The organism is Streptomyces tsukubensis (genome assembly GCF_003932715.1).
Classification (GTDB): Bacteria; Actinomycetota; Actinomycetes; order Streptomycetales; family Streptomycetaceae; genus Streptomyces; species Streptomyces tsukubensis.
Window position 1 is genome coordinate 1167914 of the sequence record NZ_CP020700.1, and the last position, 15480, is coordinate 1183393.

The 15480-nt window shown below is 72.3% G+C and carries 11 protein-coding genes and 1 pseudogene; 5 read left to right on the top strand and 7 right to left on the bottom strand.

Translation table 11 applies throughout. The features are described 5' to 3' along the window. Positions 1-43 precede the first annotated feature (43 nt). Positions 44-1453, top strand: coding sequence for an MFS transporter (locus B7R87_RS03750; protein ID WP_006350410.1), 1410 nt, complete (start codon positions 44-46; stop codon positions 1451-1453). Between the two features lie 266 nt (positions 1454-1719). Continuing rightward, on the top strand, positions 1720-2094 hold the full coding sequence (locus B7R87_RS03755) for an RNA polymerase-binding protein RbpA (protein WP_003959706.1): 375 nt from the start codon (positions 1720-1722) through the stop codon (positions 2092-2094). A gap of 299 nt (positions 2095-2393) precedes the next feature. Here B7R87_RS03755 and B7R87_RS03760 read toward each other — a convergent pair whose 3' ends face one another. Further along, positions 2394-2720 carry a hypothetical protein gene (locus B7R87_RS03760; RefSeq protein WP_130585288.1) on the bottom strand — a complete coding sequence of 109 codons (327 nt, stop codon included), beginning with the start codon at positions 2718-2720 and terminating at the stop codon, positions 2394-2396. Between the two features lie 250 nt (positions 2721-2970). On the opposite strand from B7R87_RS03760, the gene B7R87_RS03765 reads away from it, so the two are divergent. Further along, positions 2971-6855, top strand: coding sequence for an nSTAND1 domain-containing NTPase (locus B7R87_RS03765; protein WP_040916866.1), 3885 nt, complete (start codon positions 2971-2973; stop codon positions 6853-6855). A 4-nt stretch (positions 6856-6859) separates the two neighbouring features. Here the strand turns inward: B7R87_RS03765 and fxsA are convergent, their stop codons facing one another. The 4 genes from fxsA to B7R87_RS03785 all read right to left on the bottom strand — a co-directional run bounded on the left by fxsA (position 6860) and on the right by B7R87_RS03785 (position 11497). Beyond that, positions 6860-7477: an FxsA family membrane protein gene (fxsA, locus tag B7R87_RS03770; RefSeq protein ID WP_040916865.1), complete on the bottom strand. Its 618-nt coding sequence runs from the start codon at positions 7475-7477 to the stop codon at positions 6860-6862. Positions 7478-7767: 290 nt separating this feature from the next. Continuing rightward, positions 7768-8550 carry a polyprenol monophosphomannose synthase gene (locus tag B7R87_RS03775; protein ID WP_006350406.1) on the bottom strand — a complete coding sequence of 261 codons (783 nt, stop codon included), beginning with the start codon at positions 8548-8550 and terminating at the stop codon, positions 7768-7770. Positions 8551-9203: 653 nt separating this feature from the next. After that, a complete protein-coding gene (locus tag B7R87_RS03780; protein WP_006350405.1) occupies positions 9204-10862 on the bottom strand; it encodes an amidohydrolase in 1659 nt (552 codons plus the stop codon). Between the two features lie 194 nt (positions 10863-11056). Then, on the bottom strand, positions 11057-11497 hold the full coding sequence (locus tag B7R87_RS03785) for an Lrp/AsnC family transcriptional regulator (protein WP_006350404.1): 441 nt from the start codon (positions 11495-11497) through the stop codon (positions 11057-11059). A gap of 204 nt (positions 11498-11701) precedes the next feature. On the opposite strand from B7R87_RS03785, the gene B7R87_RS03790 reads away from it, so the two are divergent. Beyond that, positions 11702-12121 carry a hypothetical protein gene (locus B7R87_RS03790; protein ID WP_040916864.1) on the top strand — a complete coding sequence of 140 codons (420 nt, stop codon included), beginning with the start codon at positions 11702-11704 and terminating at the stop codon, positions 12119-12121. Positions 12122-12323: 202 nt separating this feature from the next. Here the strand turns inward: B7R87_RS03790 and B7R87_RS03795 are convergent, their stop codons facing one another. Together B7R87_RS03795 and B7R87_RS03800 are read right to left on the bottom strand one after the other, a co-directional pair. Further along, positions 12324-13502 (bottom strand): acyl-CoA dehydrogenase family protein, encoded by a 1179-nt coding sequence (locus B7R87_RS03795; RefSeq protein ID WP_006350402.1) that lies wholly within the window; start codon positions 13500-13502, stop codon positions 12324-12326. Positions 13503-13744: 242 nt separating this feature from the next. Continuing rightward, positions 13745-13903, bottom strand: coding sequence for an SCO1431 family membrane protein (locus tag B7R87_RS03800; RefSeq protein WP_006350401.1), 159 nt, complete (start codon positions 13901-13903; stop codon positions 13745-13747). Between the two features lie 743 nt (positions 13904-14646). Between B7R87_RS03800 and B7R87_RS33400 the strand changes: the two are divergent. Then, a pseudogene (locus tag B7R87_RS33400) lies at positions 14647-15405 on the top strand (1-deoxy-D-xylulose-5-phosphate synthase N-terminal domain-containing protein); the annotation flags it as partial. Positions 15406-15480: the final 75 nt, after the last annotated feature.

Below are 15480 nucleotides of genomic sequence, written 5' to 3' on the forward strand. Positions count from 1 at the left end.
CGTCCGCGCCGCGAGCCACAAGAGACGACCTGGGGGGCGCGGTATGGCCGCAGGGATCACGGAACCGGCGGACGGGCCCGGGAACCGCCCGGCGGCACCGGACGGCGACGCCTCCGGGCGGGACGAGACGGGGCAGGACGAGGCAGGGCTGCGGCGGCAGCGCCACGGCTGGTACTTCTACGATTTCGCCTGCTCGGTCTACTCGACCAGTGTGATCACCGTCTTCCTCGGCCCCTATCTCACCGAGGTGGCGAAGGCGGCCGCGGACGACGACGGCTACGTCCACCCCCTGGGCATCCCCCTGCGGGCCGGGTCGGTCTACGCCTACTCCGTCTCCGCCTCCCTGGTGCTGGCCGTGGTGCTGATGCCGCTGGCGGGCGCCTGGGCGGACCGTACCGGCCGGAAGAAACCCCTGCTGGCGGTCTCCGCCTACACCGGCGCCGGGGCCACCGCCGCCATGTTCCTGCTGGACGGCGACCGCTATCTGCTGGGCGCGTTCCTGCTGATCGTGGCGAACGCGTCCCTCGCGGTCTCCATGGTCCTCTACAACGCCTATCTGCCCGAGATCGCCGGGCCCGCCGAGCGGGACGCCGTCTCCTCCCGCGGCTGGGCCTTCGGCTACACCTCCGGGGCGCTGGTCCTGGTGCTCAATCTGATCCTGTACGGCGGCCACGAGCGGTTCGGCCTGTCGGAGTCGGAGGCGGTACGGATCTGTCTGGCCTCGGCCGGGCTGTGGTGGGGCGCGTTCACGCTGATCCCGCTGCGCAGGCTCCGGGACCGCAGGATCCCGGCCTCGGAGCGCCCGGCCGCCCTGTCGGGGCCGCGCCAGCTGCTGGCAGTCCTGAAGGACATGCGGCGCCATCCGCTGACGCTGTCGTTCCTGCTCGCGTACCTCGTCTACAACGACGGCATCCAGACCGTGATCTCCCAGGCCTCCGTCTACGGCAAGGAGGAGCTGGGCCTCGGCCAGACCACGCTGATCGTGGCGGTCCTGCTGGTCCAGGTGCTGGCCGTGGCCGGGGCACTGGGCATGGGACGGCTGGCCAGGACGTACGGCGCCCGGCGCACGGTCCTCGCGTCGCTCGCCGTCTGGACCCTGATCCTGGCGGCCGGCTACCTTCTGCCCGCCCGGGCCCCGGCCTGGTTCTTCGCGCTGGCGGCGGCGATCGGGCTGGTCCTCGGCGGCAGCCAGGCCCTGTCCAGGTCGCTCTTCTCCCATCTGGTGCCGCGCGGCAAGGAGGCGGAGTACTTCGCCGCGTACGAACTGAGCGACCGCGGGCTGAGCTGGCTGGGGCCGCTGGTCTTCGGACTCGCTTTCCAGATCACCGGCAGTTACCGGGACGCGATTCTCTCGCTGGTGGTCTTCTTCGCGCTCGGATTCGTCCTGCTGGCGCGGGTCCCGATGGCCCGGGCGGTGGCCGCCGCGGGAAATCCGGTACCGGACCGGATTTAGACGTTGAAGTAAAAGGCCGGTAGTGTACGCGTTTGGCCTGCCAGGCGGACCGTTACTGCGCACTGTGGAAGCGACATCACTGGGTGACACTTTCTGTCAGATGTGACAAACCGGGCGCTGGTGGGTACCCCAACACAGGGGAAAGCAGCGGCACGACGGGCGACGCATGACCCGGAACGGGAATCTTTACGGCCGACCGGACGTTGACCGGATGACGACGACAGCGACACCTGTCCTGTGGGCGACAAGCCCGGGAGGCACGATTCATGAGTGAGCGAGCTCTCCGCGGCACGCGGCTCGTGGTGACCAGCTACGAGACGGACCGTGGCATCGACCTGGCCCCGCGCCAGGCGGTGGAGTACGCATGCCAGAACGGACATCGGTTTGAGATGCCGTTCTCGGTGGAGGCGGAAATTCCGCCGGAGTGGGAGTGCAAGGCGTGCGGCGCCCAGGCACTCCTGGTGGACGGCGACGGCCCCGAGGAGAAGAAGGGCAAGCCCGCGAGGACGCACTGGGACATGCTCATGGAGCGGCGTACTCGCGAAGAGCTGGAAGAGGTGCTGGCCGAGCGTCTGGCAGTGCTGCGCTCCGGCGCGATGAACATTGCGGTTCATCCGCGGGACAGCCGCAAGTCCGCGTGATGCCGTCCGTCCGGACCACCTGACGGTACGGACGGGGCAGGTCGGCCGAACCCTGCAAGGGAAGAACGCCCGTGGGCCGGGACACAGAGAATGTGTCCCGGCCCACGGGCGTTTCCGCTGCCGGTACGGCCCCAGAGGTGCGGCCGCTCCCCCGGGGCGGCCGCACCTCAGCCGGGGTGGCTCCCGGCCGTCCGTTCGGCCGAGGCAACCGTGGTCGGGCCATGACCGGCGGCCACCAGGGATCGAGTGCGCCGACAGTGTGGGCAGGTGCGGCAGCAGAGTGAGTGGGTCCGGGGCACCTACCGCCGGTACAGGTCGAGCAGCACCGTGACGCCGGAGCCGTGGTCGCGGCAGCGGTAGTCGGACCAGATGGAGGGGTTGTTCCGGACCAGGCGCTGACCGTTGCTGTGGCAGGAAGCGTAGGTCCAGTACCAGCTGTGGTATTCCCAGCCCGCCGCTGCGGCGGCCGGGGTGTTCTGCGCTGCGGCAAGGGACCTGGACTCGGATGATGCTGCGGGTGCTTCGCCCGTACCTGTCGGTACAGCCGCGGCCTGCGCGCCGGCGGTGCCGCCGAGGAGCACGGTGGTGGCCAGGACCGCCCCGGTCGTCAAAAGTCGTACCTTCATGGCTTTCCTCTCTGCATCGGTTGTGGACCCTCTGCGTCCGGCCCTGGGCTGACGGGGCCGGTGACTCCTCCACACCGGTGGAGCGTCTGCTCTCCGGGGAGGGTCTGCACCTGATTTCAGCTGGTCGGGCATTGTGCGGAAAGCCTGTTCCGTGCTGTTCACACAATGCCGGGTGGCGGTTCGATAGCGGTGTCGGGCGCATGCCCGGCAGACGATGTGAACGCCGGGATCGGGAGTGGGGTGGGGTGTGATGGCAGGCCGTCGGGAGCGTCCGCTGGACCCGGAAGCAGGGCCGGTCGAACGGTTCGCACAGGACCTCAGAGAGTTACGGATGGCGGCCGGCGGGCCGACGTACCGGGCCATGGCGATCCGTGCGGGCTACTCCGCGAGTACGCTCGCGGCCGCGGCGCGGGGTGACGAGCTGCCCTCGCTCCCCCTGGTCCTCGTCTATGCGACGGTCTGCGGAGGGGACCCGGCCGAGTGGGAGGCCCGCTGGCACGGAACAGCCCGCGCGATCAAGGAGACGGAAGCGGTCCGGATCGTCGACGACGGACCGGCCCGGGACGCCCCGTACCGGGGGCTGGCCCGCTTTGAGCCCGCCGACCGTGCCCTCTTCTTCGGCCGCGAGGAGCTGCTCGACCGCATGGTCGAGCTGGTGGCCGCGCACCGGGTGGTGATCCTGGCCGGGGCCTCCGGCAGCGGCAAATCCTCCCTGCTGCGAGCGGGACTCGTCCCCCGTCTCCAAGAACCCGGGAACACCCCGGTGTCCTGTGCGGGGATCAGACTGCTCGCGCCGGGCTCCCGCCCGGCCGCCGCGCACGCCCACGTCCTCACCCCTGCCGCCCCTCGGGGGAGGACCGGGAAGAGGACCGCGGAGACCGGGACGAGGCCGGCCGAAGCGACCTCCGCGGACGGCGGCACTTCCAGGAAGCGGATCCCGGCCCGGGACACGGTCGTGGTGGTGGACCAGTTCGAGGAGGTCTTCACCCTCTGCCACGACCCGGAGGAGCGCGCCGGCTTCCTGGACCTCCTGCTCACCGCCCGCGACCCGGGCAACGGCCTGCGCGTGGTCATCGCCGTGCGGGCCGATTTCTACGGCCACTGCACCGAGCACCCCGGCCTGGTCGAGATTCTGCGCACCGCGCATCTGGCCCTGGGGCCGATGAACCCGGCCGAGCTGCGCCAGGCGGTGGTCGGTCCGGCGAGGGCGGCCGGTCTCATCGTGGAGCGGGAGCTGACCGCGCGGATCGTGGAAGAAACGACGGCGGAGCCCGGCGGGCTGCCGCTGATGTCCCACGCGCTGCTGGAAGTCTGGCGACGGCGCCGCGGCCGTACCCTCACCCTCGCCGCATACGAGGCCATCGGAGGCATCCACGGAGCCGTCGCCGACACCGCCGAACACACCTACAGCCGGCTCGCCCCCGCACAGGCCCAGCACGCCCGCCGCATACTCCTGAGGCTGATCACCCCCGGCCAGGGCGCTCAGGACACCCGCCGCCCCGCACCCCGCGCCGAGCTCGAAGCGGGCGCACCCGACGACGCCCCGGCCGTTCTCGAACACCTCATCCGCGCCCGCCTCATCGCGCTCGACGACGACACCGCCGACCTCGCCCACGAAGCCCTCATCACCGCCTGGCCCCGCCTGCGCACCTGGATCGACGAGGAACGCGCCCGCCTCCTGGTGCACCGCCGGCTCACCGCCGACGCCACCACCTGGACCGAACTCGACCGGGATCCCGGTGTCCTCTACCGCGGCAGTCGTCTCGCCACCGCCCAGGAAGCCTTTCCCGCACCCCACCGCGACCTCACCCCCGACGAGAGGGTCTTCCTCACCACGGCGATCACGGCCCAGGACGAGGAACAGCGGGCCCGGGTACGCACGACCCGCCGACTGCGCCGCTCCACCGTCGCCCTCGCGGTTCTCCTCGTTCTCGCCCTGACCGCAGGCGTGACCGCCTGGCAGCAGAGCCGTACCAGCGAACGCCGACGGGACGCCGCCGTAGAAGCACAGCAGGACGCCCTGTCCCGGCAGCTTGCCGCACAATCCACAGGACAAATCTTCGGCAACCCGGAACTCGCGTCGCTCCTCGCACTGCACGCCTACCGCACCGCCCCGACCTCGGAGGCCAGGGCAAGTGTGCTCTGGGCAGCCGACCTTCCGCTCATCAGCAACCACCGGGTCCCGCAGATACGCACGGGCCCCCAGGCGTTCAGCCCCGATCTGCGGACCGTTGCCGTGGTCACCGACACCGGCGAACTCCTGTTCCACGATCTCGCGACAGGGCGGAACCGCAGCATCACCCCCGCCGAAACCGAACACGTCGACATCAACGACCCCGCAACCGTCCCGCTCGGGGCCGCATACAGCCCCGACGGCCGCGCCATCGCCATCGGCTACCGGAGCGGCACCGTACAGATCCGCGACACCGCCTCGGGACGGCTGCGCACCTCGCTGACCGGCCACCGCCACGGAACCCTCGCCCTGGCGTTCAGCCGCGACGGCCGGCGGATCGCCACCGCCGGAAACGACGCGACCATCCGGACCTGGAACGCGCACACAGGACAGCCGCAACAGGTCTTCACGGCGCAGCGGAAGCGAAGGCCGTTACCGACGGACCGGTTCACCACGATCGCCTTCGCCCCGGACCACCGCACCCTCGCCGGCAGCACCGAGGGCGGCACCGTCCGCCTCTGGGATCTCACCACGGGCGCCGGCACGGTCCACAGCTCCGACGCCGATCGCCCGACCCCACCCGTACCGGCGGAGCCCGACCCGCGGAAATGGTCCGTCGACGACCACACCTCGCTGATCGCCTTCAGCCCGGACGGGCAGTTCCTGGCCACGGCGGAACGCGATCGCACGGTACGGATCCGGCATACGCGCACCGGCACGGTCCGGACCGTCCTGCCCCATCAGGACGTACGCGTACGGAAAGTGCTCTTCAGCCCGGACGGCAAGACCCTGGCCGCAGCCGACAGCCTCGGGATCGTACGGCTGTGGGACACCCGCAGCGGTTCGCAGCGCGCCATGCTCATCGGCCATACCGCGACGATTACGGCTCTCGCCTTCAGCCCCGGCAGCGCGACCCTCGCCACGGCGAGCCGGGACGGCACAGTCCGCCGGTGGACCGCGGAGGACCCGCACAGCCGGACCCTCGGAAGTCACGGCGGGGAGGTCGAGTTCGCCGCGTTCAGCCCGGACGGGACCACGCTCGCCACCACGGAAAGCGGCCGGGTCCTCAGGCTCCGGGACGTGCCGACCGGGCGAGCGCGGGCCGTCGTCCCCCGCACCGGCGGCCCGGTCGCCTTCAGCCCGGACGGGCGGACCCTGGCCACCTCGGACAACGGCGGCCCGGTCGTGCTCAGGGACCCCCGCACCGGAACCACGCAGACCACCCTGCCCGGGCCCACCACCGATGCCACCGCTCTCGCCGTCAGCCCCGACAGCAGAACGCTGGCCGCAGCCGCCCGGGACCGCCTCCACCTGTGGGACCTCACCACGGCCCGGCACCGCCGTACCCTGACCGTCAGAGGCCGGGAGATCACGACCGTCGCCTTCCACCCCGACGGCGGACAACTGGTCACCGGAAGCTTCGACGGCACGGTACGCATCTGGGATCCCCGCAGCGGCGCACTGCTCAAGGAAATCTCCGGGCTCACCACTGTGAACAGCGTGGCCTACAACCCGAGCGGAACCACCCTCGCCACCCTGACGTCCCGCCGCACCGACGACGGCCACATCAGCATCGTCCGCCTCTGGGACGCCGACACCGCAACCCTCCGCCGCACCCTCACCTGGAACACCTCCTACGCCACCGGCATGGCCTTCCACCGCAACGGCAGAAATCTCGCCGTGGGAGGCTTCGACGAGAACGTACGGATCTGGGACACCGAGACCGGGGCCCTGCGACGTGAACTCCCCGTGGCCGACACGCTGCGCACCGTCGCCTTCAGCCCCGACGGCACCACCCTCGCCACCGGCGGAGAGAACCGCACCACGCGCCTGTGGACCATCCCCCTCACCGACGAGAAAGAAGCCGTCCGGAAGATCTGCAGGACCGTCGGACGCCAACTGACCCCCAGCGAGCAGGCACAGTACCGAACCTCGAAAACGCCCGTCTGCCCGCAACCGTAGAAAGCTACGGCCTGTCGTCGGCGTCGGGGCGGATGACCCGGCCCTCGATGACCTTCGGCGGCTGGTCCGTGCCGTCGGGGCCCGGGGACGGCGCCGCCGCCGGGTCGGGGTGGATCACCTCACCGGGGACGACCTTGCCGTCGGGGCGGCGCATCCTGGCCTGGTTGAAGGCGTCGCCGAGGGTGCCGGGCGCGGCGGCGCGGACCCGGCGCTCCAGGGACCGCTGGGTGAAGCGGCTGAGCCACTTGCGGACCGGGGGCACGAGGAGTGCGAGCCCCAGGACGTCCGAGGCGAAGCCGGGGACCATGATCAGCACTCCGCCGAGCATCAGGAAGCCGTTGCCTGAGGAGTCGGGGGCGGTGCCCGGCGTCTCCGGCTGCTGCTGGCGCTGGAGGGTCTCCGTGAGGTTCCGGAAGGCGTTGCGGCCCGCCTGCTTCACGATCGCCGCCCCGGCGACCGCCTGCGCGATCAGCAGCGCCAGCACGGGGAGCACGCCGATCGCGCCGCCGACCAGGACCAGCAGCCAGATTTCCAGAGCGAACCAGGCGGCGGAGCCGAGCAGGATGAACAGGCGGGCACGGGAGCGCTGGGGTGCCCTCTGGGGCACAGGGCCGGTCGTCATGCCCCCAGTGTGCCTGGGCGCGCGGCGCAACGGGACAGCCGGGTGATCATTTCCATCGGAAGCCCCTCGGGCCCTGGAGGCCGCGACGGGCCACGGAGGGCCCGGGCCCGCCCCGAGGGCGTGCCCGCGTCCGGAACCGCCGTACGACGCCCCTGGGAGGCCGGGGAACCGGCAGGGACCTGCCGGACGCTGCCGTACCGCCTGTACCGGCTCCCAGGGCCCGTGTGGCGTACCGGGGTCCGGCACCCGCGGCAGGCCCGTGGGGGCCCGCCGCGCAGGGGGCAGGGGGCTCAGGGGGTCGAGCGGCCCCGGAAGCGGTTCGCCCGGTCCGACAGACCCCAGCCCGCGACCCGCCACAGCGCCTCGACGGCGATATCGCGGTTCATCTTGGAGTCGCCCAGCTCCCGCTCGACGAAGGTGATCGGCACCTCCACGACGTGGTAGCCCGCGGCCACCGCCCGGCGCGCCAGGTCGACCTGGAAGCAGTAGCCCTGGGAGGCGACCTCGGAGAGCCCGAGCCCGCGCAGGGTCTCCGCCCGGAAGGCGCGGTAGCCGCCGGTGACGTCCCGGATCCCGATGCCGAGGAGCAGACGGGAGTACGTGCTGCCGCCGCGGGAGAGGAACTCCCGGTACTTCGGCCAGTTCACCACCCGGCCGCCGGGGACCCAGCGCGAGCCCAGGACGAGATCGGCGCCCTTCAGCGCGGTGAGCAGCCGGGGCAGTTCCTCGGGCTGGTGGGAGCCGTCGGCGTCCATTTCGATCAGTACGCCGTACTCGCGCTCCAGACCCCAGGCGAAGCCCGCGAGATAGGCGGCGCCGAGGCCCTCCTTGCCCTTGCGGTGCAGGACGTGGACCTGCTCGTCCTCCGCGACGAGCTCGTCGGCGAGCTTTCCGGTGCCGTCGGGGCTGTTGTCGTCGGCGACCAGCACGTCCGCGTCCGGCACCGCGGCACGGACCCTGGAGACGATCTTCTTGATGTTCTCCGCCTCGTTAAAGGTCGGAATGATCACCAAGGCCCGGCCGAGCGGGCCGTACCGCCTCTGGGCTTCGCGGCCCTTAGCGCCCTCGTTCACTGCTGCCCCTTCATGTCGTGCACAGGGACCCACCTTAGCGATCGCCGGACGGCGGACCGCGACGGCTCGGGCCGGGGGTGTCGGGAACCGGCCTCCGGACCGGCTGAGGGGCCGGTTCCAGCGGCCCGCGACAGCGGCGGAGGGCTGAGCTCCGGAAGGGGCGGGGGCGGCTTCCGGGCGGTCCCGGGGGACGGCCGGGGCCTGTGGGCGCGGGGCCGGCGCGAGGGCAAAGGGGGAGGTGCGGCGGTACGGATCGGGGACCGGCGTCCTTCGGGCCGACCTGGGACCCGCTGGCTGCGGGTCGACCGAGAGCCGTTGTCTACTGAACGCCGGACCCCTATCCGGGTCACACCTGCCAACCGGCCGAAACCTTCCCTCGCTCCCGAAGCGCGGGCGCTGGACCTGGCTCCCAGTGGCAGTGCCCCGGTGCGGTGCACTGCCCCATGACCCAGCGGCGGTCGGGACGCGAGGGGAGGCCCTGCCGGTCGGACGTCCCGTGGTGGACGGGGCCGAACCTACCGGCCCGTGGGCGCTCCATGTCAACAGTGGTGCGATCTGCGCGGTTTGCCCAATTCGCCCGACCAGCACCAAAGATCCGCAGGTAGCGACGGATACCCCGAACGCCCTGGCCTATGGAGCGAAATGTCCGGACGTCACCCGTTCAGACGATCGAAGATGGTTTGTCCGGCAACCACCGTGCGCAGACAGAGCGGCAGTTCGCCGCCGGGGGTCAGATCCGGCAGGCCGGGGGTGCCGGAGCGCGGGTCGGTGGACCAGCGCGCCACCCGGTCGTCGGGGGCCTGGACGACGAGCGCGCCGGTCCGCCACAGCGCGTAGTCCGCGGGGGCACCGGGGACCAGGATCCCCGCGTCGTCCCGGCCGATCGCCCGCCAGCCGCCGCGGGTGTGGGCGGTGAAGGCGGCCCGGACGGAGATCCGGTGTTCGGGCGTGCGGTGGAAGGCGGCGGCCCGGACCGTGCCCCAGGGGTCGAGCGGGGTCACGGGGCTGTCCGAGCCGAGGGCGAGGGGCACCCCGGCGCGGAGCAGGGCGGCGTACGGGTTGAGGGTACGGGCCCGCTCGGTGCCGAGCCGTTCGGCGTACATGCCCTCGTCGCCGCCCCAGGCGGCGTCGAAGGCGGGCTGTACGGATGCGGTAAGCCCGAACTCGGCGAAGGCGGCGATGTGTTCGGGGGTGAGCATTTCGGCGTGCTCGACGCGGTGGCGGGCGGCGCGGATCCGGGCCGTGCCCAGGCGTTCGGCGGCGGCTCGTACCCCCTCGACGACGGCGGTGAGCGCGGCATCGCCGATGGCGTGGAAACCGGCCTGCAGTCCGGCCTCGGTGCAGGCGGCGACATGGGTGGCGACGGCGTCCGCGTCGAGGTGCAGGGTGCCGGTGTGGTCCGCGTCGGCGTAGGGGGTGTGCAGACAGGCGGTATGGGAGCCGAGGGAACCGTCGGCGAACAGATCGCCCGCGGCGCCGAGGGCACCCAGTCGCCGGATCCGTTCGGCACCCTTCGCGTCTGCGATGTGTTCGGCCCAGTAGCCGACGACCCGGGGGCCCGGCCCCTCCCCGGCGAGGCCGAGCAGCCCCGTGAAGTCCGCCTCGTCGGAGATCTCGGGGCCGGCGCATTCGTGGACGGTCCCGATCCCGAGCGACGCGGCACGGTCCAGGGCGGCGCGCTGGGCCGCCGTGCGCTGGGCGGGGGTGACGGCGCCGTGAGCGGCGGCCCGTACGGCGTGGTGGGCCGCGCCCGTGAGGGGCGCCTCGGGGTGGTAGCCCGTCAGCCCGGTGACACCGGGCACCAGGTCGAGCAGGGCGGTGGTGACCACGGCCGAGTGGACGTCGACACGGGGCAGATAGAGGGGCCGGCCGCCGGTCGCCTCGTCGAGTTCGGCCCGGGACGGCGGCCGCCGCTCGGGCCAGCGGGCCGCGTCCCAGCCGCCGCCGAGCAGCACGGCGTCGCCGGGGCGGGTGGCCGCGTACTTCCGTACGAGCGCGAGCGCGTCCGCGAGGCCGGTCGCGCCGGAGAGGTCGAGGCCGGTGAGCGCGAGACCGGTGGCGGTGGTGTGCACATGTGCGTCGGTGAACGCGGGGGTGACAAGGGCGCCGTCCAGGTCGATGGTCTCGTCGACTCCGTCGGTGAACGCGTCGGCGGCCCCTTCCGATCCCACCCAGGCGATATGCCCCCGTTCGACGACCATGGCGGTGGCGAAGGGGTCGGCGGGGCTGTGGACTTCCCCGCCGCGCAGCAGGACCGTGCGGCTGTCGCCGCCGGTGGAGGCGCCGGGGGCGGGGGCGGTGCGATCACTCATGGGCACCAGCGTAGGCCGTGCCCGGGGGGCCGCGGCGACCGCCCGGACGGCGGAGCCCGTACCCCCTGAGACGGATTCCGTACGGGCCCGGGGAGACCCGTAAGGCGCCTTCAGGGCCGGGCCCCGGACGCCGCCCCCGCCGACCCCGGCGCAGGGGCACCGGCCCCCGGGGGCCGCCCCCGGCCGACGGCAGGTCAGATGCTCGGCGGACGGGCCTCGTAGGGGGTGGAGAGCACGACCGTCGTCCGGGTGGAGACACCGGCGAGGGTACGGATGCGGGTGAGCAGGTTCTCCAGCTCGACCGGGGTCGATACGCGCACCTTGAGGATGTAGTTCTCGTCACCGGCGACGCTGTGGCAGGCCTCGATCTCCCGGACGCCCGCGAGGCGTTCGGCGATATCGTCCGGGGCGCTGGGGTCGAAGGGTTTGACCGAGATGAACGCGGTCATCGGCAGCCCCACCGCCTCCGGGTCGACCACGGCCGCGTATCCGCGGATGACCCCCCGCTGCTCCAGCCGGCGGACCCGCTGATGCACCGCCGAGGTCGACAGGCCGGTGGCCTTGCCGAGGTCGGTGTAGCTCATCCGCCCGTCCTTGACGAGCAGCTCGACGATCTGACGATCCAGGTCCTCCATGCGCATCAACTTAATTGCCCGCACGGGTTCCGGCACACCGCTCGGCCGTTCGACCGGCGCGCCACCCTCACTATGTGATGAACGCCACAGCATTGGAATGGTCTTGACCGTGACCGGATGGTTATCCGGGAGTCGGGATGGGAAGTGCTTGGTGTGGTCGAGGCCACATGAGCCCGGTTGGCCCACCCGAGGGGGAGAATCTCCATGCAGAGTGTCAAGAACATCCGCCGTACCGAACCGGAGCCTGTTGATCCGGCGGAGTCTGCGAGGTCTGCCGAGTTGGACGAGCTGAACGCGTACGACACCTTCGAGATGTACCGGGTCGTCTGCCCGGACTGCGCGCAGCCCATCGCGCTGCTCGCCGACGAGGACATCCTCCCCGAGCACGCCCTGTGCGCCACCCCGTGGAACCCCTTCGGGCTGACGGTGTGCACGGGCACCGGCAGGCAGGCGTCCCAGGCGCGGCCGGCCGACGACACCCCGGAGCCCCAGGAGCAGGAGATGGGCCTGCTGCTGACCCTGCCCCAGGGGCTGGACTGGCGGATGCAGCCCTTCTCGCACGTCGGCGGCCCGGGCTCGCGCCCGCTGCGCCGACTGCCCGCGATGCGCGAGCGCGCGGCCTGACACGCGGTTCCGTCACCGCATTGCTTTCACCGATTTCACTGATTTCACCGCTTTCACCGACCCCGTCCAAGGCCCGCCGCGGACGGGGTGCCCCGGGTAACCCGCCCGTGAACGCCCCGCCTCCGGGGTACGCCCCGGAGACGTTCCCCGCACCGCCCGGGCGCGCGGCAGCACGCCCGGACACCCTCCGCGGCGGGAGCCCTCAGCCCCTGCCGGTCTCCGGGCCGAGCAGATGGCGGGCGATCACCATCCGCTGAATCTGGTTGGTGCCCTCGACGATCTGCAGCACCTTGGCCTCCCGCATCAGCCGCTCGACGGGGAAGTCGGCCGTATAGCCGTATCCGCCGAGGACCTGGACGGCATCGGTGGTGACGCTCATCGCCGCGTCCGTGCAGAACAGCTTCGCCATGGCGGCCTGACGGGAGTACGGCCGGCCCGCGTCCCGGAGCCGGGCGGCGGCCAGATAGAGCGCCCGGCCCGCCTCGACCCGGGTCCCCATGTCGGCGAGCAGGAACCGCAGCCCCTGGAAGTCGGCGATCGGCCGTCCGAACTGGCGGCGCCCGGCGGCGTACGACACGGCCTCGTCGAGGGCGGCCTGGGCCACGCCGATCGCGCAGGCCGAGATGCCGAGGCGGCCCGCGTCCAGCGCGGCCAGGGCGATGGCGAACCCCTGCCCCTCCTCGCCGATCTGGCGGCCGTCCGGGACCCGTACCCCGTCGAAGCTGAGCTGAGCGGTCGGTGAGCCCTTCATGCCCATCTTCCGCTCGGGTACGGCCGGAACCAACCCCTCGGCTCCGCCGGGCACCAGGAAGGCGGTGATGCCCCGGGCCCCCTCACCGCCGGTACGGGCGAAGACGGTGTGGAAGTCGGCGATACCGCCGTGGGTGATCCACGCCTTGGTGCCGGTGATCACCCAGTGGTCGCCGTCGCGCACGGCCCGGGTGCGCAGGGAGGCCGCGTCGGATCCGGAGGACGGTTCGGAGAGGCAGTACGCGCCCAGCAGCCCGCCGCCCAGCATCGCGGGCAGGTGCTCGGTCCGCTGCTCCTTGGTGCCGTATCCGGCGAGTGCGTGGCAGGCGAGCGAATGGACGCTGACGCCGAGACCCACGGTGAGCCGGGCGGCGGCCAGTTCTTCCAGCACCTGGAGGTAGACCTCGTACGGCTGGTCCCCTCCCCCGTACTCGGTGTCGTAGGGGAGGCCGAGCAGACCGGATTCGGAGAGCAGGGTGAAGGTGTCGCGCGGGAAGTGGCCCGCGTCCTCCTCCTCGGCCGCCCGGGGGACGATCTCCCGCTGGGCGATCTCCCGCACCAGGGCGATCAGCTCCCCGGCCTCCTCGGTAGGCAACGTGCGTTCCACCAACTGCGGGGCGCGGTCGGACATTGCGGCGCTCTCCTCCCTGTCGGGCGCTGGGGTGTCACGCGCCCTCGGGGTGGGGACGCGTACCACCGCTCTTCTGCCGTGCCGATGCTGCCCCTCCGGATCGCGGAAAGGCCTCACGGCGGCTGTCGGCGCGTCGAGTATGCCCGATCACCGCACCGCCGTCACCAGGGGAAATCCGGACCCGGACGGTCCGCAGGGGGCCGGGTTCCGGCCGCGGAACGCGGGGGTCCCGGTGGGAGGGGTCAGAGGAGTCCGAGCCGGGTGACGAGGACGGCGACGAGGACGACGAGGGCCCAGCCGAGGACGTGCTCCAGCAGTTCGGAACCCTCGTCGGGGCCGCCCGTGCGGGTACGGGGCGCGGGGGCGGCGGCGGGGCCGTGGGCGGTCGCGGCAGCGGTCATGGCGGTCTCACTCGGTCGGTGTACGGGAGGCGGGGCGCGCCGCGGCTGCGGCTTGTCCCTTTATGTTCCGACCACAGTGCCATCCGGGCCGCGCTGCGGCAGTGACGCAGGTCTCCCCCGGCGCGCGTCCGCCCGCCGGGCATTCCGGAGGGCCGGACGGGCGGGTCCGCGGGGGCTTCGGGCCCGTACCCCCGCGGACCGGTCCTTCAGTGGATGCCGTGGACCGCCAGGGCCCGGCGCTGGGCGGAGGTGGGGCGCTCCGGCCGGAAGAGCCACGCCGAGCACTACGGCGACACCGGTCACGCGCTGTTCGACATCGCCCTCCTGCCCGGACAGAGTCCCCGGGAGGCAGCGGAGCGATTGCGGACCGCGGTCAATGCGCACACCAACTCGACAGCACGGGCGGCCCGGTGCGGTGCGGTGCGGTGCGGTGCGGTTGGATCGTGGCGCGTCGGAGGCCGCTCCGGTCCGCCCCCCGAAGTGGGCCACGCAGGCGGGTGCGGGGTGTTTCGGGCATGCCTCGGTTCCCGGCTTACGGTCGACCGGAGACCCCCCACTCGATTTCACAAACGCACAATATGGCATCAGTCGCAACACATCCCCCGCTGCGACCCCCTTTGCGGCCCCGCGCAGGAGCGGTGCACTGGTGGTACCCGGCAGCCGATCGCCCGCGACAACGGGCACGGCGTGCCGTGGTTGTCCCGGTCGTGCCCGCCCCGGACCTCGGCGAAGGGAAGAGCCCGATGACCGCCCCGCCGGATGCCTGGCCCGGTCCGGCCGACCTGGCCGGCCCGTCGGTGGTGCGGACTGTGCCAACCGGTGATCTCCCCATCGCCCTGTCCTACGCGGACGGGCCGGCCAAGGCCCGCGCCCTTCACGGCGAGAACGAGCGAGCAGTGCCGGCGATCGTCGGTGACGGGACGACGACCGGCGGTGTGGCCTTCGAAACCCTCAAGATCGTCGGCGGCGCACTGCGGCGCCCGGTGATCGTGGTCCTCAACGACAGCGGCCGTTCCTACGCCCCGACCGTCGGAGCCCTGTCCCACCACCTCACCGCCCCCGGGCGGGACGGGCGCGCCGAGACCTCCCGCAACCTGTTCACCGCGCTCGGCCTCGCCCGTCTCGGACCCGTCGACGGACACGACACCGGCGCGATCGAGTCCGCGCTGCGGCGCGCGCGAACCATGCACCGGCCCGTGGTGGTCCATGTCACGACCGTCAAGGGCAAGGGTTACGCTCCGGCCGAGGACGACGAGGTCGCATGTCTGCACGCGGTGGGCATAGTCGACGCCGCCACCGGCCGACCGGCCGCGCACACCGCCGACGTGCCCTCATGGACGAGCCTGTTCGGGGAGGCCCTGGCCCGAACCGCTGCACGGCGCGAGGATGCCGTCGCCGCGGCGATGCTGCGGCCGACCGGCCTGCACCTCATGGCCGAGCCGTTCCCCGAACGGGTCTTCGACGTCGGTATCCCCGAGCAGCACGCCGTCACCAGTGCCGCGGGCCTGGCGATGGGCGGTTGCCACCCCGTCGTCGCCATCTGCGCCACCCTCCTCAATCGAAGTCCCGGCATCCTC